At 65.0% G+C, this 21814-nt stretch carries 17 protein-coding genes and 1 pseudogene; 10 read left to right on the forward strand and 8 right to left on the reverse strand.

Annotated features, from left to right (window positions below; genetic code table 11):
* Positions 1 to 69 precede the first annotated feature (69 nt).
* The 3 genes from ptsP (at position 70) to MTX34_RS15110 (ending at position 4387) form a co-directional block, all read left to right on the forward strand.
* Entirely contained in the window at positions 70 to 1800 is a 1731-nt protein-coding gene (gene ptsP, locus MTX34_RS15100) for a phosphoenolpyruvate--protein phosphotransferase (RefSeq protein WP_243609889.1), read from the forward strand.
* A 20-nt stretch (positions 1801 to 1820) separates the two neighbouring features.
* Positions 1821 to 3092, forward strand: a complete 1272-nt coding sequence (locus tag MTX34_RS15105; RefSeq protein ID WP_243593238.1) for a uracil-xanthine permease family protein — start codon at positions 1821 to 1823, stop codon at positions 3090 to 3092.
* Positions 3093 to 3244: 152 nt separating this feature from the next.
* Positions 3245 to 4387, forward strand: coding sequence for an acyl-CoA dehydrogenase family protein (locus tag MTX34_RS15110; RefSeq protein ID WP_243593237.1), 1143 nt, complete (start codon positions 3245 to 3247; stop codon positions 4385 to 4387).
* Between the two features lie 76 nt (positions 4388 to 4463).
* On the opposite strand, the gene lexA is transcribed toward MTX34_RS15110, so the two are convergent.
* Positions 4464 to 5147 (reverse strand): transcriptional repressor LexA, encoded by a 684-nt coding sequence (gene lexA / locus MTX34_RS15115; protein WP_149406047.1) that lies wholly within the window; start codon positions 5145 to 5147, stop codon positions 4464 to 4466.
* 342 nt (positions 5148 to 5489) lie between these two features.
* On the opposite strand from lexA, the gene MTX34_RS15120 reads away from it, so the two are divergent.
* Together MTX34_RS15120 and nrdR are read left to right on the forward strand one after the other, a co-directional pair.
* Positions 5490 to 5885: a hypothetical protein gene (locus MTX34_RS15120; RefSeq protein WP_243609890.1), complete on the forward strand. Its 396-nt coding sequence runs from the start codon at positions 5490 to 5492 to the stop codon at positions 5883 to 5885.
* A gap of 100 nt (positions 5886 to 5985) precedes the next feature.
* Entirely contained in the window at positions 5986 to 6450 is a 465-nt protein-coding gene (gene nrdR, locus MTX34_RS15125; RefSeq protein WP_243593235.1) for a transcriptional regulator NrdR, read from the forward strand.
* A 12-nt stretch (positions 6451 to 6462) separates the two neighbouring features.
* Here the strand turns inward: nrdR and hrpA are convergent, their stop codons facing one another.
* Positions 6463 to 10359: an ATP-dependent RNA helicase HrpA gene (hrpA, locus tag MTX34_RS15130; protein ID WP_243609891.1), complete on the reverse strand. Its 3897-nt coding sequence runs from the start codon at positions 10357 to 10359 to the stop codon at positions 6463 to 6465.
* Positions 10360 to 10427: 68 nt separating this feature from the next.
* On the opposite strand from hrpA, the gene MTX34_RS15135 reads away from it, so the two are divergent.
* Together MTX34_RS15135 and MTX34_RS15140 are read left to right on the forward strand one after the other, a co-directional pair.
* Positions 10428 to 11090, forward strand: coding sequence for a Pr6Pr family membrane protein (locus tag MTX34_RS15135; protein ID WP_243593233.1), 663 nt, complete (start codon positions 10428 to 10430; stop codon positions 11088 to 11090).
* A gap of 14 nt (positions 11091 to 11104) precedes the next feature.
* Entirely contained in the window at positions 11105 to 12376 is a 1272-nt protein-coding gene (locus tag MTX34_RS15140) for an aspartate aminotransferase family protein (protein WP_243609892.1), read from the forward strand.
* Here MTX34_RS15140 and MTX34_RS15145 read toward each other — a convergent pair.
* Positions 12360 to 12590 (reverse strand): hypothetical protein, encoded by a 231-nt coding sequence (locus MTX34_RS15145; RefSeq protein WP_243609893.1) that lies wholly within the window; start codon positions 12588 to 12590, stop codon positions 12360 to 12362. The two genes, MTX34_RS15140 and MTX34_RS15145, sit on opposite strands and share 17 nt — an antisense overlap.
* Positions 12591 to 12628: 38 nt before the next feature.
* Here MTX34_RS15145 and MTX34_RS15150 point away from each other — a divergent pair, with 38 nt between their 5' ends.
* Positions 12629 to 13273: a hypothetical protein gene (locus MTX34_RS15150; RefSeq protein ID WP_243609894.1), complete on the forward strand. Its 645-nt coding sequence runs from the start codon at positions 12629 to 12631 to the stop codon at positions 13271 to 13273.
* On the opposite strand, the gene MTX34_RS15155 is transcribed toward MTX34_RS15150, so the two are convergent.
* The 5 genes from MTX34_RS15155 to sthA all read right to left on the reverse strand — a co-directional run bounded on the left by MTX34_RS15155 (position 13263) and on the right by sthA (position 20392).
* Positions 13263 to 13937 (reverse strand): PhzF family phenazine biosynthesis protein, encoded by a 675-nt coding sequence (locus MTX34_RS15155; protein ID WP_243593229.1) that lies wholly within the window; start codon positions 13935 to 13937, stop codon positions 13263 to 13265. The two genes, MTX34_RS15150 and MTX34_RS15155, sit on opposite strands and share 11 nt — an antisense overlap.
* 64 nt (positions 13938 to 14001) lie before the next feature.
* Entirely contained in the window at positions 14002 to 16518 is a 2517-nt protein-coding gene (locus tag MTX34_RS15160) for an RNA helicase (protein WP_243609895.1), read from the reverse strand.
* Between the two features lie 62 nt (positions 16519 to 16580).
* Positions 16581 to 17621, reverse strand: a complete 1041-nt coding sequence (locus MTX34_RS15165; protein ID WP_243593227.1) for an alpha/beta fold hydrolase — start codon at positions 17619 to 17621, stop codon at positions 16581 to 16583.
* 228 nt (positions 17622 to 17849) lie between these two features.
* Entirely contained in the window at positions 17850 to 18794 is a 945-nt protein-coding gene (locus MTX34_RS15170) for a proteasome assembly chaperone family protein (protein ID WP_243593226.1), read from the reverse strand.
* 182 nt (positions 18795 to 18976) lie between these two features.
* Positions 18977 to 20392 carry a Si-specific NAD(P)(+) transhydrogenase gene (sthA, locus tag MTX34_RS15175; protein ID WP_243593225.1) on the reverse strand — a complete coding sequence of 472 codons (1416 nt, stop codon included), beginning with the start codon at positions 20390 to 20392 and terminating at the stop codon, positions 18977 to 18979.
* Between the two features lie 164 nt (positions 20393 to 20556).
* Between sthA and MTX34_RS15180 the strand changes: the two genes are divergently transcribed.
* Together MTX34_RS15180 and MTX34_RS15185 are read left to right on the forward strand one after the other, a co-directional pair.
* Complete coding sequence (locus MTX34_RS15180) at positions 20557 to 21642, forward strand: S-(hydroxymethyl)mycothiol dehydrogenase (RefSeq protein ID WP_243609896.1); 1086 nt, start codon at positions 20557 to 20559, stop codon at positions 21640 to 21642.
* A pseudogene (locus tag MTX34_RS15185) lies at positions 21639 to 21814 on the forward strand (MBL fold metallo-hydrolase); the annotation flags it as partial. The gene MTX34_RS15180 and the pseudogene MTX34_RS15185, both read left to right, overlap by 4 nt.

Raw genomic sequence — 21814 nt, forward strand, 5'->3', positions numbered from 1 at the left:
GATCGGCTCCACCACAGCTCGCCGAACAGTACGAAGACCTTTGTTCACGCAGGATCCGAGGAGGACCACATGACGGGATCGGTTAGCACCGCGTCGACCGGACACGCAGACACGACAGTCGATGCAGCCGGAACCGGAGCAGCGCAGACCACGCTGCGCGGCACGCCCGTCGTGCCCGGCGTCGGATACGGCCGAGTGATCCGCCCCGGTGCCCGTCCGTCCATTCCCGCCGATACGGGCGAAGTGCCCGAGGCCGATCGGGAGTCGGAGAAGGCTGTGTTCGATGCCGCTGCGAACGCCGTCGCCACTCGATTGCGTGGTCGCGCGGAGCTGGCGACGGGAGCTGCGTCGGAGGTCCTGTCGGCCAATGCCGCGATGGCAACCGACCGCGGGTGGCTCGGAGCCGCGCGCGCCTCGATCGCCAAGGGCAGTTCCGCAGTCGCCGCGACAGCGGCGGCGACGGAGAAGTTCGCCGCGATGTTCACCCAGCTCGGCGGACTGATGGCCGAGCGAGTGACGGACCTGCGTGACATCCGTGATCGCGTCATCGCCGAGATCCTCGGCGTTCCGGAGCCCGGAGTTCCCGTGCCGGACGAACCGTCGGTGCTGTTCGCCGACGACCTGGCACCCGCCGATACCGCCGGCCTCGACCCTGCTCTGATCGTCGGACTCGCGACCTCACTTGGAGGTCCGACCAGCCACACCGCGATCATCGCCCGCCAGCTCGGCATCCCGTGCATCGTCGCCGTGGCAGGGCTCGACGACATCGCCGCGGGTACGAACGCATCGGTCGACGGCACCAGCGGCCGCATAGACCTCGAACCCGACGCCGACTCGGCTCGCGCCGCCGTCGTCTCAGCGCGCGACGAGCTCGACCGGGTATCGCAGTGGGTCGGTCCGGGTACCACCGCCGATGGCCACGCGGTCGACATTCTCGCCAACGTCCAGGACGGTGCCGGTGCGCGCGCAGCGCGGTCGAGTGCAGCGGATGGCGTCGGACTGTTTCGCACCGAACTGTGCTTCCTGGACCGCGATTCCGAACCGACCGTCGACGAGCAGGCCGAGATCTACGCGCAGGTGCTCGACGCGTTCGCGGGCAAAAAGGTCGTCGTGCGGACTCTCGACGCCGGCTCCGACAAGCCCCTTCGGTTCGCCACCCATCCCGACGAGGCCAATCCGGCCCTTGGCATTCGCGGCATCCGCATCGCCGAGGCCGACCGCGGGATTCTGTACCGCCAGCTGGACGGCATCGCAGCAGCCGCGAAGGCGACCGATTCCTCCCCGTGGGTGATGGCTCCGATGATTGCAACCGCGCTGGAGGCGAAGGATTTCGCCGCCGACGTCCGCGAGCGTGGACTCACCCCCGGCGTCATGATCGAGATCCCCGCAGCCGCTCTGCTCGCCGAACACATCCTCGAACACGTCGACTTCCTGTCCATCGGCACCAACGACCTCGCTCAGTACACGATGGCCGCCGACCGTATGTCCGCTCAGCTCGCAGGCCTGACCGATCCATGGCAGCCGGCCGTGCTGGCACTGGTGGCGCACACCGCGGCCGCGGGAGCCAAGGCGGGCAAGCCCGTCGGAGTCTGCGGTGAAGCCGCTGCCGATCCACTGCTTGCCTGCGTGTTGGTCGGACTCGGCATCACCTCGCTCTCGGCTGCATCGGCTGCCGTCGCGCACGTGGGTTCGAAGCTGGCGACGGTCACGCTCGCTCAGTGCAAGGAAGCGGCCGCCGCAGCGTTGAGAACGGACAGCACCGCCGCTGCCCGCGAGGCAGTGAGCGCGATACTCGGCTGACGCAATAGTCTCTTCCCATCATGAGAAATCTGGGTTGGACGCTGCACGGAAACGGAAAAGCCGTCGAGGCCGGGGCGGTGGTCTCGCCCGACGAACGATTGACGTGGCCGCGCACCATCGGCATCGGAATGCAGCACGTGGTCGCCATGTTCGGCGCCACACTGCTGGTTCCGACGATCACCGGCTTCCCGGTATCGACGACATTGCTGTTCTCGGGCATAGGAACGGCGCTGTTCCTTATCATCACCAGAGGTCGCGTACCCAGCTATCTGGGTTCGTCCTTCGCATTCCTGGCCCCTCTCGGTGCCACCCAGGCGGACGGACCCGCGGCCCAACTCGGCGCCGTCCTGTGTGTCGGCGTCGTACTGGCAGCCGTCGGCTTCGTGGTGAAGTTCGCAGGCCAGCGGGTACTCGAGGCGGCGATGCCGCCCGTCGTGACCGGTGCGGTCGTCGTGCTGATCGGACTGAACCTGGCACCGGCCGCCACGACGTCGTTCGAGGCACAGCCGCTGATCGCCGCCGTCACTCTGATCGCAATTCTGCTGGCGACGGCGCTGGGACCGGGCCTGATCGGGCGACTCGGAATTCTGGTCGGAGTCGTTCTGGGTTGGGTGTTCGCCGCCGTCACCGGGGGAATAGCGCAACCGCGTCTCGACGCCCTGAGCGCGGCGAGTTGGATCGGTCTGCCCGAGTTCCGGGGGCCGTCGTTCGAGCTGTCGGTGATCCTGGTCGCGCTGCCGGTGGTGATCGTCCTCGTCGCCGAGAACGTGGGGCACGTCAAAGCCGTCGCCGCGATGACCGGGAAGAACCTGGACGACGTGGCCGGTGACGCACTGATCGCGGACGGGCTGGCGACGACGCTCGCCGGAGCCGGTGGCGGCTCCGGAACCACCACGTACGCAGAGAACATCGGCGTCATGGCCGCAACGCGCGTCTACTCGACCGCCGCTTACTGGGTCGCGTCGATCACCGCGATGGTGCTCGCGTTCTCGCCCAAGTTCGGTGCCCTGATCTTCACCGTGCCCGACGGTGTCATCGGCGGAGCGACGCTGGTCCTGTACGGCCTTATCGGGCTGCTCGGCGTGCGCATCTGGACCGACGCGAAGGTCGACTTCACCGATCCGGTCAATCTCATGGTCGTCGCTGCGGCGCTCGTCGCCGGAATCGGTGACCTGACACTGTCCGTCGGATCGGTCGAGCTCGGCGGTATCGCATGGGGTTCGGTGGGCATCCTGCTCGGCTACCCGATCGTCTCGGCGCTCGCGAGGAAATCAGGCACACGAGGTCGTTAGCGGGGTCGGTCACGGATCGCGCGCGTTTTGGTCATCGACCGCCCCGACCCCGCGGACGTAGTGTTTCCCTGTGACGTCAGTCGTACCGGCGACCGAAATCCGTAGAGATTTCGCGTGGTCGCTGCCGGTATGCACCGAACAAGGAGACATTCGTGGAACGCACACTTTTCGAGCCCGAGCACGAGCTGTTCCGGGAGTCGTACCGGAAATTTCTCGACCAGCACGTAGCCCCCAACCACGCGAAGTGGGAAGAGCAGAACATCGTCGATCGCGACGTCTGGGTCGAGGCCGGTAAGCAGGGCTTCCTCGGAACGGCAGCGCCCGAGGAGTTCGGCGGCGGCGGAGTCAAGGACTTCCGCTACAACGCCATCGTCACCGAGGAGACCACCCGCGGCGGATACAGCGGTATCGGCTTCACGCTGCACAACGACGTCGTCGCGCCGTATTTCATCGATCTCGCCAACGACGAGCAGAAGCAGCGCTGGCTCCCCGGATTCTGCTCCGGCGAACTCATCACCGCGATCGCGATGACCGAGCCGGGCACCGGAAGCGACCTGCAGGGCATCAAGACCAAGGCCGTGCGTGACGGCGACGACTGGGTGCTCAACGGCTCGAAGACGTTCATCACCAACGGAATCAACGCCGACCTGATCATCGTCGTGGCGTGCACCGACCCCGAGAAGGGCGCACAGGGGTTCAGCCTGCTGGTCGTCGAACGCGACATGCCCGGATTCGAGCGAGGCCGCAACCTCGACAAGATCGGTATGAAGGCCCAGGACACCGCCGAACTCAGCTTCACCGACGTGCGCGTGCCCGCCGCCAACCTGCTCGGTGAAGAAGGCATGGGGTTCATCTACCTCATGCAGAACCTTCCTCAGGAACGCCTGTCGATCGCTGTCGTCGCTGCCGCGGCCATGGAATCGGCGCTGGACATGACGATCCAGTACTGCCGCGACCGCAAGGCCTTCGGCAAGTCGATCGGCAAATTCCAGAACACTCGATTCGTGTTGGCGGAGTTGGCCACCGAAACCACTGCCACCCGCATCATGGTGGACAAGTTCATCGAACTGCTCAACGCAGAGAAGTTGACCGTCCAAGAAGCCGCGATGGCGAAATGGTGGACCACCGAGAATCAGGTCAAGCTGATCGACCGGTGCCTGCAGCTGCACGGCGGCTACGGTTACATGAAGGAATACCCGATCGCCAAGGCGTACATGGACTCTCGTGTGCAGACCATCTACGGCGGCACCACCGAAATCATGAAGGAGATCATCGGCCGCGGATTGAATCTGTGATCCGCTGATCCGGGAAATGCGAAGGGCCGCAGCACGGTGTGCTGCGGCCCTTCGCGTGTCACCACGGTGACGACCCCTACAGCTTGCGCATCACGGTGACGACCTTGCCGAGGATCGCGGCATTGTTGCCCGGAATCGGCTCGAACAGCGGGTTGTGCGGCAGCAGCCACACCTCACCCTTGGACCGCTTGAACGTCTTGACGGTGGCCTCGCCGTCGATCATCGCAGCCACGATGTCGCCGTTGTCGGCCACGGACTGCTGGCGAACCACCACCCAGTCGCCATCGCAGATGGCTGCGTCGATCATCGACTCGCCGACCACCTTGAGCAGAAACAGTGAACCCTGACCGACCAGCTCGCGGGGGAGCGGGAACACGTCCTCGACGGCCTCCTCGGCCAGGATCGGGCCACCTGCTGCGATCCGCCCCAGTACCGGAACGAACGTCGGAGTTGGCAACCGATCCTGTTCCTCGGACGCAGGCGAACCGTCGACCGCGGCGGCAGCCTGGTCGGCCTGCACCTCGTCGAGGCCACGGACGTCGACGGCGCGGGGCCGGTTGGCGTCGCGCCTGAGGAAGCCCTTGCGCTCGAGCGTGCGGAGTTGGTGGGCGACGGACGAGGTCGACGTGAGGCCGACCGCGTCACCGATCTCTCGAATGCTCGGTGGATACCCGCGCTCGGTGACCGAGGCGCGAATGACCTCGAGCACCTTCCGCTGCCGCTCGGTCAGCCCAGCGCTGATGTCGGTACCGACCTCCATGGCCTTGGATGTCGGCTCTGCGGCCGGCTTTACCGCTGCGGTCTTCGTGGAACGCGTGGTCGACCTCGTCGAGGTCTCGTCCTTCATGCTGTCGGCCTCCTGCTGGTGTTCTGGATCCGGTCTGCGTGGTAGGTCTGCGCGGACTGGAGTTGATGGTGTCGACTCGTGTGGCGTGTGGTTTCTGACACGAATCTAGCGTGTATCAGCTGTTGAATCAAACATCTGTTCGACTCGTGTCGCGTTTTCTACAGACTTTGTCGGAGCCTCGTGATAGAACTTCGAACAAGCGTCCATCGAACGCCTGATCGAACAATCGATCCACCGAGCGAAGACGAGGTTCCGATGACCATCACCACCGATCGCCCCACCACCGCAGGTGTCCGTACCCGGTCCGCTGTCGTCGAGCGTCGTCGCCGTGCTCGTCCCGCGCTGCGGAGTTCCATCGAGATGCGCGGTGCGCTGACGACTCCGTGCCTGCCGGTTCTGGAGCCGTCCTGGACCGACGTCACCGATCGTGAGGCCGCCGATCGCGAGTTCGACGAGACCTCGGCGCACTTCGCCGGTCAGCCGGTCCGAATGCGATCGCTCGTGCTGTGGATGTTGGCGGTCGTGGTCGTTGCAGGCGGACTCATCGGCATCGCACACCTACGGGCCGCTGCACCCGACGCAGGCGTGGGGCCGGCCGGTGTGGTCGAAGTACACGACGGAGCGGTCGTCGAGTACACAACGGGCAGATGACCACCGGCCCCATCGTGCCCAGCAGCACTGAGTATCCTCGACTGACTGCTCCGATGCGCGTGCTCGTCATCGGAGCGTTGGATACGACGGAGGCTCCCTCATGCATTGCCCGTTCTGCAGGCACCCCGACTCGCGCGTGGTCGACTCGCGTGAGATGGACGAGGGGCAGGCAATCCGGCGGCGTCGCTCCTGCCCGGAGTGCGGTCGTCGATTCACCACGGTCGAGGCCGCAGTGCTGGCCGTCGTGAAGCGCAGCGGTGTGACCGAGCCGTTCAGCCGCGAAAAAGTGGTCAAGGGCGTTCGGCGCGCCTGCCAGGGGAGAGACGTCGACAACGACGCATTGAATCTCTTGGCTCAGCAGGTGGAAGACGCCATCCGCGCAGCAGGTTCCGCCGAGATTCCCAGCAACGAAGTGGGGTTGGCCATTCTCGGTCCGCTCCGCGATCTCGATGAAGTGGCCTACCTGCGCTTCGCCTCCGTCTACCGCTCGTTCAGCTCGGCCGAGGACTTCGAGAAAGAGATCCACGAACTCCGCAAGCATCGCGAGTCCGCCGACGTCGACTGACAGCCCCGCGCGTCATCGATTCTGATCCGAGATCGCCTTCGCGACGCGCTTCTCCGACACCGGATACGCCGTACGGATCCCTTGAGCGAATAGCCCGACGCGCAATTCCTCGATCATCCAGAACAGTTCCTGCACGCCGGAACTGTTCTTTCTGCTCTCCGGGAGCGAATCCAGCAGTCGTCCGTACGAGGCGTACACCCGATCGAGTACATCCATCGCCGCCGCATCCCGACCAGCACTGCTCGGCAGCGTAGCCAACCGCTTGGTCGCCGCAGCGAGATAGCGCGGGAGGTCTGCCAGTCTGCGAGAACCGAATTCGGTGACGAACCCGCGAAAGACCAAGCCGTCGAGCTGTTCTCGAACATCCTCTGCGGGTTCACCCGAGGACGCCTGTAGCTGCGCCGACAGCGCGAGAGCTGCCGTCAGCACGGGGCGCACCAGGGCCAACACCGCGGCAGTGCGCCGAGGAACCTCGGCGTTGACGAGTGCCCTCAACTTCTCGAAGGCATCCGGATCTCGGACGGGCCCACCGTGCGCATCCATAGCTTCCTCTACCGCGAGTACTCGGCATTCCTCGAGGAGCGCATCGACGCCGCCGTACGGATTCTGGCCGAGGGCAAGGCGTTCCGCGGTGGGCAGACCGGCCAGCAGGGCTTTGGTGCCCTTCGGTGCCGTCGACAACAGCAGAGTTCTGGTGCCCGAGCGCATTGCTGCGCGCTGCTGGGCGGGGGTGCTGAGGACTCGAACCGCAACGCCCGGTCCCTCGGATACCAACGCGGGGTAGCCGGTGACCTTCTGACCGCCGACCTCCCGGGTGACGGTCGACTCCAATCGTCCCAACGTGCCCGAGGTCCAGGCCAGTGACGGCGCGCGCTCTGCATCGCCGACAGCGTTCGCGACCTGACGACCCACCTCTCCGGAGAGGCTCGTGCGCAGAGCGATCAGATCCTTGTTGCTGCCCAACACCTTTCCTGACGGGTCGACGGCCGTGAAGGTCATCTTCAGGTGCTCGGGCAGGGCCGCGGTATCGAAGTCCTTCGCCGTGATGTGGCACTGCGCGGCCCGCGACAACTCGCGTGCCAAGGCCGTCACCAGTGTTTCCGCTCGCGGCTTCATGACCGCCAGTGCCGCGGCGGCGAAGTCGGGTGCCGGAACGACGTTGCGACGGAGCGCCTTCGGCAGTGTCTTGATCAACGAGGTCACCAACTCGACGCGCATCCCCGGAACCAGCCAGTCGAATCCCACCGGTTGTACCTGGGCGAGCAGTGCGATCGGAATTCGTGCGGTGACTCCGTCGGCGGCGGTACCCGGCTCGAATTGGTACGTCAGTGGGAACTGAATCTCGCCCTGTCGCCACGCGTCGGGATACGCGCCGGTCAGTACCGAGGCCGCGTCGGCGTTGACGACGGTGTCGGTGGTGAAATCGAGCAGGTGCTGATCCTGCCTGCGGGCTTTCTTCCACCAGGTGTCGAAGTGCCGCGCCGACACCGCTTCCGGGGCGATGCGTGCGTCGTAGAAGTCGAAGAGGGCGTCGTCGTCGACGACGATGTCTCGTCGCCGCGCTCGATGTTCGAGTTCGCCCACGTCGTCGAGCAGAGCCCTGTTCTTGTGGAAGAACGCGTGCTGGGTCTTCCATTCACCCTCCACCAGCGCATGTCTGATGAACAGTTCGCGGGACGCCTCTGCATCGATGCGGTGATAGTTCACCGGGCGTTGCGTCACCAGCGGAATGCCGTACAGCGTCACCCGTTCGTAGGCCATCGCCGATTCTCGCTTGATGGACCAGTGTGGTTCCGAGTATGTCTTCTTGACCAGACGCGGTGCCAACCGCTCGGCCCACTCCGGCTCAATGCGAGCTGCCATCCGGCCCCACAGGCGTCCGGTCTCGACCAGTTCGGCGGCCATCACCCAGCGCGGGGGCTTCTTGAACAGACCCGATCCGGGGAAGATCGCGAAGTGCGCCCCACGTGCGCCGAGGAACTCGCGCTTGTCACCCTCCCTGAGCCCGACGTGCGAGAGCAGCCCGGACAGTAACGACTGATGCAGGGCGGTCTCGGTGGAGTCGGCGTCGGGCACCGTCCACCCGAGCCCACGGGTGATCTGACGCAGTTGGCCGTGCAGGTCCTGCCACTCGCGAATGCGCAGATAGTGCAGGAACTCGGTGCGGCACATGCGTCGGAACTGGTTGGAGGACAACTCGTTCCGCTGCTCGCGCAAGTAGGTCCACAGCTTGACGTACGCGAGGAAGTCGGAGTTCTCCACCGCGAAACGCGCATGCTTCTCGTCCGCCGCCTGCTGATGCTCGGCGGGCCGCTCCCGAACGTCCTGAATCGACAGGGCCGCCACGACCACCAGCGCATCGCGAAGAGACCCGTTGCCGTTGGCCTCGACGAGCATCCGCGCCATCCGAGGATCGACCGGTAGTGCCGAGAGTTCCCGGCCGATGGGGGTCAGCTCCGCGGTGCCGTCCTTGGTGGCAGGCTTCAGCGCCCCGAGTTCCTCGAGCAGTCCGATGCCGTCCCGGATGCTGCGCGGATCGGGCGGTTCGACGAACGGGAACGCGTCGATCTTTCCGAGCCCGAGTGCGGTCATCTGCAGGATCACCGACGCCAGGTTGGTACGCAGAATCTCCGGCTCGGTGAACTGCGGACGCGACTCGAAATCTTCTTCCGAGTACAGGCGGATGCAGATGCCGTCGGCGACGCGGCCACAGCGGCCGGCGCGTTGCCGCGCCGACGCCTGCGAGATCGGTTCGATGGGGAGTCGTTGCACCTTGGTGCGCAACGAATATCGCGAGATGCGGGCGGTGCCGGGGTCCACCACGTAGCGGATGCCGGGGACTGTCAACGAGGTCTCCGCGACGTTGGTCGACAGCACCACGCGTCGGCCCGAGTGTGGGGAGAACACTCGATGCTGTTCGGCGGCAGAGAGCCTCGCGTAGAGCGGAACGATCTCGGTGTTGCGGAGATTGCGGTCGGTTAACGCGTCGGCGGTGTCGCGAATCTCGCGTTCACCGGACAGGAACACCAGAATGTCCCCGTCGCCCTCGGCCATCAGCTCGTCGACGGCCTGGCAGGTCGCATCGACGGGGTCGAGATCGATCGTGGTGTCCCCGGCGTCGACGGTCAGTGGCCGATAGCGCATTTCGACCGGGAACGTGCGGCCGGAAACCTCGATGATGGGCGCGGGCACCCCATCTCGTGCGAAGTGCTGGGCGAATCGTTCGGGATCGATCGTCGCCGAGGTGATGACGATCTTCAGGTCGGGACGCCGGGGGAGTAGCTGCGCGAGGTAGCCCAGGATGAAGTCGATGTTGAGGCTGCGCTCGTGCGCCTCGTCGATGATCAGGGTGTCGTACTGGCGCAGCAATCTGTCTCGCTGGATCTCCGCCAGCAGGATGCCGTCGGTCATCAGCTTGACGAGAGTCGAATCCGAGGATTGGTCGGTGAATCTCACCTTGTAGCCGATGGATTCCCCCAGTGGTTCGCCCACCTCCTCGGCGATGCGTTCGGCCACGGTGCGCGCGGCGAGCCGACGGGGTTGCGTGTGACCGATCGAGCCCCGGATCCCGCGCCCCAGTTCGAGGCAGATCTTGGGAATCTGGGTGGTCTTGCCGGATCCGGTCTCACCGGCGACGATCACCACCTGGTGTTCGGCGATGGCCGCGGCGATGTCGTCCTTGCGAAGACTGACCGGAAGTGACTCGGGAAACTCGAGAGTGGGGACCGCGGCCCGGCGATTGGCGACCACGGTTTCGGCGCGGGTGATGTCGCGGTCGAGAGCGGCGAATGCGTCGTCGGTGCGGGCCTTGTCCAGACGCCGCCGCAGCCGGTTCTCGTCGCGGATGGTGACCTGGGCCAGACGTGTGGCGAGAGCGCGACGCTGAACGGACGGATTCGAGGTAGACATACTCGAACCAGGATATCCGTTTCGGCAGTGTCATCGAATGCAGGCCGTGACTGTGCCAGGATCGCCACATGAGCATCTCGCAGGATGTGACTGTCCCGGCGCGCACTCCCGTACCGATCAGGACGCTGCGCGTGCTGTTCGCGGCGCTCACCGCCTCGGCACTGATCTCGATCGTCGTGGACGGTCTCGCTTCCCCGACGTTCTCGCTGGCCAACTATTTCAGCTACTTCACCGTCATGAGCAACGTGTTGACGGTGCTGGTGTTGACGGTCGGCGGTGTCGTCGATCCACGAGCAGTGCCTTGGCAGCTCATCCGTGGTGCCGTCACCCTGTACATGGTCATCACCGGAATCATCTATGCCGTACTGCTCGCGAACATCGATGTGGGCGTGGCGGATCCGTGGACGAACAACGTGGTGCATCGCATCATGCCCGTCGTCCTGCTGATCGACTGGATCCTCGCACCACCGCGGCGGCAGATTCCGGAGTCGCGCAGCCTGATGTGGTTGCTGTTTCCGTTTCTCTACGGGATCTACACGCTGATCCGAGGACCTGTTGTCGACTGGTATCCCTACCCGTTCCTCGACCCTCGCGTCCAGGGCTACCTCGCTTTGACAATCGGCCTGATCGTTCTCACCGTCGCCTTCGCGTTGATGGCTCTGGCGGTGGGTGCACTCGGGCGGATCGCCGGACGGTGGAGGTACGGATCGGAATCGGCTACCTCCACGTGACTACTGTGTACCGCATGTCTTCTGACCTGGATCCAGCAGCCGATCGGACCGCCACCGCCCACTCGTCCGCGCTCTGGCACGGCTTCTCCGACATGGGCAGCGTGACGGCCAACGGCCCGTTCGTCGTCTCTCGCGGTGAGGGTGCCTACATCTACGACAACGCGGGCACCGAGTACCTCGACGCCACCGCGGGCCTGTGGTTCACCAACGTCGGCCACGGCCGGCGCGAGATCGCCGACGCCGTTGCGACGCAGCTGAGCTCGATCGCCCATTACTCCAATTTCGGTGACTTCGTACCCGAGACCACCCTCGCGCTCGCCGATCGCCTTGCTGCCATCGCCCCGGTACCGGGAAGCAAGATCTTCTTCACCTCCGGCGGCTCGGACTCGATCGACACCGCAGCGAAACTCGCACGGCGCTATTGGGTAGAGGTGGGGCGACCGAGCAAGAAGCTGATCGTCGGTCGGCAGAAGGCGTACCACGGGATGCATGTTGCCGGTACGGCGCTCGCCGGCATTCCGGTGAACAAGGAGCATTACGGCGACCTCATGTCCGACGCCCGAACGGTGGCGTGGGACGACGCGAAGTCACTGCTGGCGTTGATCGAGGAGGTCGGTGCCGAGAACGTCGCCGCCTTCTTCTGTGAGCCGGTGATCGGTGCGGGTGGAATCTACTTGCCGCCCGAGGGATACCTGCGCGAGGTACGGCAGATCTGCCGTGACAACGACGTCTTGTTCGTTGCAGACGAAGTCGTCACCGGATTCGGCCGGATCGGCGGGAGCTGGTTCGCCTCCACCCGATTCGAGCTCGAACCCGACCTGATGACGACCGCCAAGGGGCTGACGTCGGGGTACGTACCCATGGGCGCGGTGTTCATCGCCCCGACGATCGCCGAGCCGTTCTTCGCAGGCGGGGTGTGGTGGCGGCACGGGTACACCTACGGTGGCCATGCCGGAGCGGCTGCGGCGGCAATGGCCAACCTCGACATCATCGAGCGGGAGGAGTTGCTGACCCACTCCACGCGCATCGAGGCGGCGCTGCACACCCACCTCGCGCCGTTGGCCGCACACGAACGAGTCGCGGAGATCCGCAGCGGGATCGGTGCGGTGGCCGCCGTCCAGCTCGCCGACCCGGCCGAGGCCTTGCCGTTCGTCAAAACGCTTCGAGCACACGGTGTTTCCAGCCGCGCCGCCGGTCAGGGTGCGATGCAGATCTCGCCCGCCTTCGTCATGACGGACGCCGAGATCGAAGAGCTCGCCGCGCGTATCCTCAGCGCTCTCGGCTGAACCGAAGCTTGCCGATCAGTTGCTTCCCCCGCGAGAGCGGGGGAGCAACTGCCGGTCGCGGTTCCTCTGAGACGGCAGCGAACCGCTGGTGCAGCTGATCACGCACTTCGTCCGGCGCGTAGGCACGGCGTTTGCGCTCGGATCGAACCACCAAAGCCCCGCTGGCCGCGACACCGACCATTCCGGCGAGACCGAGAGCCTTCCACACGTTCATCCGGCCACCGTACCGTCACGAGATCTAGGGTGAGGACCATGAATCCGTCGCGAATCGGCCTCGACACCGCAGTCGATGCCACCAGAACGGGCGACATCTGGATCTTCCGCGGACAGTCGAACGCCGATCGCGCAATCCAGGCACTGACCAACAGTCCCGTCAATCACGTCGGAATGGCCGTCGTGATCGACGACCTGCCGCCGCTGATGTGGCACGCCGAACTGGGAAAATCGTTGCAGGACATGTGGACCGGTAATTTTCAACGCGGGGTGCAGCTCCACGACCTGCGCGCGGCCGTCACCCAATGGGCCACGAAGTACGAACAACGTTGTTGGCTGCGGCAATTGGACGAGTCTGTGACGAAGGAGCAGGAGGACGCCCTGCTGCGCACCATAGCCCGCCTGGACGGCACGGCGTTTCCGACCACTGCCGCACTCGCAGGTCGCTGGTTTCGCGGACGAGTACCGACGCTGCGTCGAAGAGAACGCGAGGGCGCTGCTCTCGAAACTGCCTACTGCGCAGAAGTGGTCGCCATGACCTACGACTCGATGGGTCTGCTCACCGGCAACAAGAAAGCGGACTGGTTCGATCCGGGCAAGTTCTGGAGCGGCGACCGACTTCCGCTCGCCGCGGGCGTTCGCCTGGGCGAGGAAATCGAAGTCGACGTGCCCGTCACACGCTGATCGACGCGTCCGCCGCGGTGCGTCCGCCCAGTTCCACCCAACCGTCGTCGTCGATGGTGGTGCGCAACCGAGACCCGGCTCCCTGCACGATGTTCAGGCCCCGGCCGAGCTCGCTGGTGAGCCGAACTGCGGCGGCACCGGTTGCTTCGTCCTCGGCAATGCCCATCATCGGCGCAAACATGCGTGACCGCAGCGCACCGTGCGCTTCGTCGGTCCAGGCCCAGACGTAGTGGTGCCCGCTGTCGTACGCACTCGGAACGGCTGCTGCCACCTCGGCCGCATCGTTGACCTGATGGAAGGTGAAGTGCGGAGTCCAGTCGGCTCGGGCGCGAACCCAGGTGTGCTCGTCGTCGTAGCGGATGGTCAGCGGTGCGGCAGGGACGACGAGCACACCGACCGGATGTCCCTGGTCGCGAAGCCACCACGAGAGTCCGACGGTGGGATGCCCGGCGAAGGGGAGTTCCACGGCGGGCGTGTAGATGGTCGCGGAGGCCGTACCCGACTCGGTGCGATCGACGAACACCGTCTCGCTGTAGCCGAGCTCGGTGGCGAACTGCTGTCTGTCCGCCTCGTCGACGGCGTCCGCGGCAACGATACCCAGTGGGTTACCGAACCTGCCGTTGTCATCGGTGAACACTCGGACGACGGACACGTCGGTAGCCATGCCCGGACGGTACCAAATGACGAACGAAGGCCCGCCGCGATGTGTGCCGACTGCGCAACCGATCTCAGCCGGGCGTGATCACGATCTCGTCGAACACGATCTCGCCGGCGGCGTCGGACTCGGGGACATCAACGACGGCGTCGAACGACCAGCCGTGGTCGCCGTCCGGATCCTCCAAGACCTGACGCACCGTGGTGGAGTCCGCACCGACGTTCAGGGTGAACAACGCGGGGCCCCGGGCCGATGGGCCGGTTCCGATCGAGCCGTACTCGTCGAAGAACGGTTCGAGTTCCGTCTCCCAGTGGGGCCCGTCGTCGAGGTCGTCGAGGGTATTCCACTGTCGACGCGCCGCCAGATCGACTCGGCGGAAGATCGCATTGCGCGCAAGAATTCGGAAGGCCCGCGGGTTGGCCGAGATCGGACGCGGCACATCGGACCCGTACGCCTCGACGAGCGCTTCCGGCTCGGCACCGGGATCGGTCAGGTTCTCCCACTCGTCGAGCAAGCTCGAATCCACCTGCCGGACGAGTTCGCCAAGCCACTCGGTGATGTCCTGTACCTCTTCGGTTCGAGACTCCGGCGGAACCGTCTGGCGCAGTGTGCGATAGGCGTCGGCGAGATACCGCAGGACCAGTCCCTCCGACCGCATCAGACCGTAGTGGCTGATCAATTCGGCGAAGGTCATCGCGCGTTCGACCATGTCGCGTACCACGGACTTGGGGGAGAGGCCGACCTCGGAAAGCCACGGATGAGTGCCACGATAGATCTCGAACGCCGGAACCAGCAGCTCGGCAAGAGGTTTCGGCCACGTGACCTCCTCCAGCAGCTCCATTCTCTCGTCGTACTCGATGCCGTCCGCCTTCATCTGCGACACCGCTTCGCCGCGCGCAGCGTGCTGCTGTGCCATCAGGATCTGGCGAGGATCGTCCAGCGTCGATTCGATGATCGACACCACGTCGAGCGCATGCGTCGGCGATTCGGCGTCGAGCAGATCGAAAGATGCAACCGCGAACGTCGACAGCGGCTGGTTGAGCGCGAAGTCCGGTTGCAGGTCCACGGTCAGGCGCGCGTGCCTCCCGTCGGCGTCCGGCTCGTCGAGTTGCTCGACGATGCCCGCATCGACCAGACCACGGTAGAGCGAGAGTGCCCGCAGGATATGTTTGCGCTGGGCCGGCCTGGTTTCGTGATTGTCCTCGAGCAGGTGGCGCATGGCATGGAAGCAATTGCCCGGCCGCGCAATGACATTGAGCAGCATGGCGTTGCTCACCGAGAATCGGGACGTGAGCGGTTCCGGACTTGCAGCGATGATCCGCTCGAATGTCGGCTCGCCCCACGAGACGAAGCCGTCGGGTGCTTTCTTGCGCTGCACGCGCTTGAGCTTCTTCGGATCGTCGCCGGCCTTGGCCACCAGACGTGCGTTCTCGATGTCGTGTTCGGGGGCCTCGACCACGACGGTTCCGAGGGTGTCGTAGCCGGCCCGTCCCGCACGACCGGCGATCTGATGGAACTCGCGGGCCCGGAGCTTGCGAGTGCGAATGCCGTCGTACTTGGTCAGTCCGGTGAACAGCACGGTGCGAATAGGGACGTTGATACCCACCCCGAGGGTGTCGGTTCCGCAGATCACCTTCAGCAGCCCGTCCTGCGCCAGTTTCTCCACCAACCGTCGATACTTCGGCAGCATGCCGGCGTGGTGCACGCCGATTCCGTGCCGGACCAACCTCGACAGGGTCTTGCCGAAACCGGTGGTGAAGCGGAAGTTGCCGATGGCCTCGGCTATCTCGGCCTTCTCCTGCTTGGACGCGACGTTGACGCTCGTCAGCGCCTGGGCTCGTTCGAGTGCCGCGGCCTGCGTGAAATGAACGACATAGACCGGTGCAAGGTGCGTGTCCACCAGTTCTTCGATGGTCTCGCTGATCGGGGTGGTGACATACGAGAACATCAGCGGAACGGGACGTTCGGTGCCGGAGACGACGGTGGTCGTCCGTCCGGTGCGTCGGGTCAGATCGTCCCGGAAGAACGAGACGTCGCCCAGGGTCGCAGACATCAACAGGAACTGGGCGTGCGGCAGCTCGATCAACGGCACCTGCCAGGCCCATCCTCGATCGGGCTCGGAGTAGTAGTGGAACTCGTCCATGATCACCTGGCCGATGTCGGATCCTGCCCCTTGACGCAGAGCGAGGTTCGCGACGATCTCTGCCGTGGCGCAGATGATCGGAGCACCGGAATTGACCGACGCGTCGCCGGTCATCATGCCGACGTTCTGGGCACCGAAGATCTCGCACAGGGCGAAGAACTTCTCGCTGACGAGCGCCTTGATCGGCGCGGTGTAGAAGCTTCGAATGCCCGCGGCCATGGCGGCGTAGTGAGCTCCGATGGCGACCATCGACTTACCCGATCCGGTCGGCGTCGCGAGGATGACGTTGGAGCCGGAGACCAGCTCGATGAGAGCTTCCTCTTGCGCGGGATACAGCGTCAGCCCGCGATCGGACGTCCAGGTGGTGAAGGTGTCGAACAGGACGTCCGGGTCCACGCCGTCGGACTGCTCGGCGGTGGCGTCGGGAATCAGTTCGGTGAGAAGCACCTCTACAGGCTATGTGGGATCGACAGCCGGACCCGCATCGACACCGCGGGCGAGTGCACGCGTCAGGTGGCGCTGCGTTCGTCCGAGCCCATGGCTCCGAGCACGGCGAGCCGGGTGCTGGCGCTTCCGGTGATCATGTCCTCGCCGACGCCGGTGATGAGCAAGTTGCGCCATCGCACCTCGTCATAGGTCAGCGACGGCGTCGAATCGATGAAGTCCTCCAGGACCTGCAAGAAGCGCATCGGATCGTCCCGGAACGGGAAATGTCCGGAGTTCTCGAACACTTCCAACGTGGACCCGGGCATGGCCGAGTGGGCCAGGCGCGCGTGACTGACCGGAATCACCGAGTCCTGATCACCCCACACGAGCAGTACCGGCAGGTTTTCGGTGAGGTAACACCGGTCGAGCATCGTGACCACCTGGCCACGCCAGTCGACGACGGCGCGCAGTGTTCTCAGGTATGCCTCGTACGTCGTCGGCGCCGGGAGTTCGCTCAGCACTCTGATCAGATCGGGAGTGTCGTGCAGAAGCGAACCGGGCCGCAGGGGAGAGCTGTGGAGCTTGCTGAGGAGGCCACCCGCCAACTTCACCGCGGGGATCGCGCCCGGCAGGCGAAGCAGCTTGACCGCCTCGCTGAGAAACGGCATCGAGGCCAGTCGAAGTATGGGGTGTACGTCCTTGGTGACGCCGCCGGAGGACACCAGCGCCAACCTGTCCACCATGTTGGGAAACTGGTAGGCGAACTGCATGGCGACGCCGCCGCCGAGTGAATGGCCGACGACGGTGACGTGCTCGATGCCCAGCACCGAGAGCAGGTCACGCATGCCGTTGGCGTACGCGGCAACGGAGTAATCCGCGCGCGGTTTGTCGGAGCGACCGTGCCCGAGCAGATCAGGGGCGATGACGGTGTAGTTCTTCGCGAGGTGCGGAATGACCTCGTTCCACGTCTCGGAGTTGTCGCCGATCCCGTGGATCAACAGCAGCACCGGACCTTCACCGGCCATGCGGAATGCCCGCCGGTATCCGTGAATCGTCCGGAAGATCAGCCGTGGTTCTTCGTCGGGAACCGGGCGGAGCTTGCGACTGCGCGGATTGGTGGTCATCTGCGCCTCCTGACATTCCCTGGTGCGCCGCACGCGGCAGCTTCGAACGGCGACGTCGTGCACGAGTGTGTCGACGTACGTACCGCAGTACGTGTTGCTACGACTCTCGCACGAGATGGCGCTCAGGGCACGACATCGAGCGTATTCGCGGTTACAGGTATGTTTCGATCCGCATGCGTTGTCGGATATGACCGCGTGCGTGGTCGAATGTTATGGCCGCTCACACAGTCACTGCTCGGTTGTGTCGTCGCCTTCGTCGAGCTGTGCTTGCTCGGCCAAGAAGCGCTCGAATTCGGCACCGAGTTCGTCGCCGCTCGGAAGCGGTTCGTCACTGGCCAACAGTGTCGACTGCTGTTCCTGTGCGGCCACGTACGTGTCGTACTGGCGCTCGAGCGCCTGCACCACGGACTGCACTTCTTCGTTTCCGGTGATGTGCTCGTTCACCTGCTCGCGCACCCGCGCAGCGGCTTCACCCAGTGCCGCGAGCGGCAGGTCCAACTCGGCGGCCTCGCCGACGTTCTCGAGCAGCGTTTCGGCCGCTCCCGGGTAGTCCGTCTGGGCGAGGTAGTGCGGCACGTGCACCGAGAAGCCCATCGACTCGTGTCCGTGCTGAGCCATTCGAAGCTCGAGCAGAGACGACGCACTGCCGGGTACCTGCAGGTCGCCTGCCCAGCTGTTGCCTTCCTTGACCAGCTCCTTGTCGCTGGCGTGGGCCGTCACACCCAGGGGGCGCGTATGCGGAATCGCCATCGGGATCGAACCGAGGCCGATGGTGCGCCGCACTCCCAGCTGTTCGGCGAGCAACCGAACTGCGGTGGTGAACTTCTCCCATCGCAGATCCGGTTCCATCCCTGCGAGCAACAGGAACGGGGTGCCGGTGCGGTCCTTGACTGCGTAGAGGTTCAACTCGGGGGCGTCGTAATCCGAGAAGTGATCGGACTTGAACGTCATCGTGGGTCGACGTGACCGGTAGTCGATCAACTCGTCCACATCGAACGATGCGACCAGCTCGGATTCGAGGCTCTCGCGCAGATGAGTCGTTGCCAACTTCACCGCGTGACCTGCGTCGGAGAAGCCCTCCAGACCGTGCACGAGGACGGGTCCGACACCGTCGTTGGAAAAGATTTGCGGTGCCGGAAACTCCAGCTCGTACATCTTCGACTGTTCGGTCATGGCCGGGCCCCTTTCGGATCGACTCGTCGGTACCTCGACGCGAGATTCGAGCCAGAATACGCCGACCCTCTGCTCACGCCGTGCACGCGCCGACGTCGAACGTGGCGAATCACTACCCGAGAAGAACAACCGATTACCCGCCGTTCATTCCCCGGCAGTCGCTCGACCCTGCGTGGACTCGGTCAGCGGTCGAAGTTCGCCAGCGCTCTGATCTTGTTGGTGACGTCGAGGGCAGCCACCTTGTAGGCCTCGGAGAGCGTCGGGTAGTTGAACACGGCATCGACGAGGTAGTCGACGGTACCGCCGCACCCCATCACTGCTTGGCCGATGTGCACCAGATCCGTCGCACCCGAACCGAAGATGTGGACCCCGAGTATCGACCGGTCCTCGGTGGAGACGAGCAACTTCAACATCCCGTACGAGTCGCCTGCGATCTGACCTCGGGCCAGTTCGCGATATCTCGACACCCCGACCTCGTAGGGGATCGATCCCTTGGTCAGGTCTACTTCCGTGGCACCGACGTACGACACCTCGGGAATGGAGTAGATGCCGATGGGCTGAACGTCGGTCAGTTTGGCGCTGGACTCGCCGAACGCGTGGTACGCCGCCAGCCTGCCCTGATCCATCGACGTCGCGGCCAACGCAGGGAATCCGATGACATCGCCGACTGCATAGATGTGGTCGACCTTGGTCTGGAAGTGCTCGTCGACGAAGATGCGACCGCGCGCGTCGGCCTCGAGCCCGGCGTTCTCGAGTTCGAGTGCGGTGGTCAGGCCCTGACGACCGGCCGAGTACATCACCGTCTCGGCCGGGATTCGCTTGCCACTGGCGAGCGTCGTCACCGTCCCGTTCTGGCCGACGTCGACAGCGGTCACCGCCTCCCCGAATCGGAACGTCACCGCAAGATCGCGAAGGTGGAACTGCAACGACTCGATGATTTCGCGATCGCAGAAGTCGAGCATCGAATCACGCTTCTCGACGACGGTGACCTTCGTTCCCAGGGCGGCGAACATCGAGGCGTACTCGATGCCGATGACACCGGCCCCGACGACGACCATCGACGACGGTATGAACTCGAGGTTGAGAATTCCGTCGGAGTCGAGGACCCGGTAGTCGTCGAACGCCACGTCGGCCGGGCGGGCGGGTGCGGTGCCGGTCGCGATCACCACGTTGGCGGCCTTGACCGTGATGCGTTCGCCCCGTGACTCGTCCTCGATCACGATGGTGTGTGCGTCGAGAAACTTGCCGACGCCGGTGATCAACTCGATGCGGTTGCGCAGTAGTTGCGAGCGCACCACCTCGATCTCCTTGCCGATCACGTGCTGGGTTCGCGCCAACAGGTCGGCGGGAGTGATGTCGGCTTTCACCCGGTAGCTGGCCCCGTACAGCTCACGTTGGTTCATCCCCGTGAGATACAGAACCGCCTCGCGCAGCGTCTTGGACGGAATGGTGCCGGTGTTGACGCAGACCCCGCCGAGCATGTGGCCCTTCTCCACGATCGCCACTCGCTTGCCGAGTTTCGCGGCCGCGATGGCCGCCTTCTGGCCGCCGGGGCCGGAGCCGATGACCACCAGGTCGTACTCCATGGGTTCAGACATTCGTCATAGGTACCGCTCGCACGCAAAGACTGCGTGCCCAGCCGGTCACAACCTTGTGAACTCCACGGCTCGCTGCGCCGAACCCATGCAGATGTCGCCACGTGCTGATGCGTTGTGCGAGGCTGAACAGAGCACGCAACACACGATTTTCAGTGGAGGAACTCATGCCGCAGCAGGTCCGCGCCGTCGTCGCCAAGAGCAAGGGCGAGCCCGTCTCGATCGAGACGATCACCATTCCCGATCCCGGCCCGAACGAGGTCGTCGTGAAGATTCAGGCGTGCGGGGTGTGTCATACCGATCTGCATTACCGCGAGGGCGGCATCAACGACGAGTTCCCGTTCCTGCTCGGCCACGAAGCCGCCGGCATCGTCGAGACGATCGGTGATCGCGTCGAGCACGTCGAGGTCGGCGACTTCGTCGTCCTGAACTGGCGGGCGGTGTGCGGGGAATGCCGGGCCTGCAAACGCGGCACCCCGTGGTACTGCTTCGACACCCACAACGCCGCCCAGAAGATGACCCTCGACGACGGCACCGCACTGACCCCCGCCCTGGGGATCGGAGCCTTCGCCGAGAAGACCCTCGTCCACGAGGGCCAGTGCACCAAGGTCGACCCCGACGCCGATCCTGCCGTCGTCGGACTGCTCGGCTGCGGCGTCATGGCCGGGCTCGGAGCAGCGATGAACACCGGCAACGTCGCCCGCGGAGATTCCGTGGCCGTGATCGGGTGCGGTGGTGTCGGTGATGCCGCGATCGCCGGAGCCCGCCTGGCGGGGGCGTCGACGATCATCGCCGTCGACCGCGACAAAGGAAAACTCGACTGGGCCCTCGAACTCGGAGCCACCCACACCGTCGACTCCTCACTCGTCGACGCCGTCGAAGCAGTGCAGGAACTCACCGGAGGCTTCGGTGCCGACGTGGTCATCGACGCCGTCGGTCGCCCGGAAACCTGGACGCAGGCCTTCTACGCCCGGGACCTCGCCGGGACCGTCGTCCTGGTCGGGGTGCCGACCCCGGAGATGGCCCTCGAGATGCCGCTGATCGACTTCTTCTCCCGCGGCGGATCGCTCAAATCCTCCTGGTACGGCGACTGCCTGCCCGAACGCGACTTCCCACAGTTGGTCGATCTGTATCAGCAGGGCCGGTTGCCGCTCGAGAAGTTCGTCACCGAACGCATCACCCTCGACGACGTCGAAGCCGCGTTCGAGAAGATGCATCAGGGCACCGTCCTGCGTTCGGTGGTGATCCTGTGAGTGGGACATTCCGGGTCCAGAACGTCGTCACCTCGGGCACGTTCAGCCTCGACGGTGGCACCTGGGACGTCGACAACAACATCTGGCTGATCGGTGACGACGACGAGGTGGTGATCGTCGACGCCGCACACACCGCGGCCCCGATCGTCGACGCGGTTGCCGGCCGCACCGT

It is taken from the genome of Rhodococcus sp. ARC_M5, from assembly GCF_022810405.1.
GTDB classification, from domain to species: Bacteria; Actinomycetota; Actinomycetes; order Mycobacteriales; family Mycobacteriaceae; genus Rhodococcoides; species Rhodococcoides navarretei.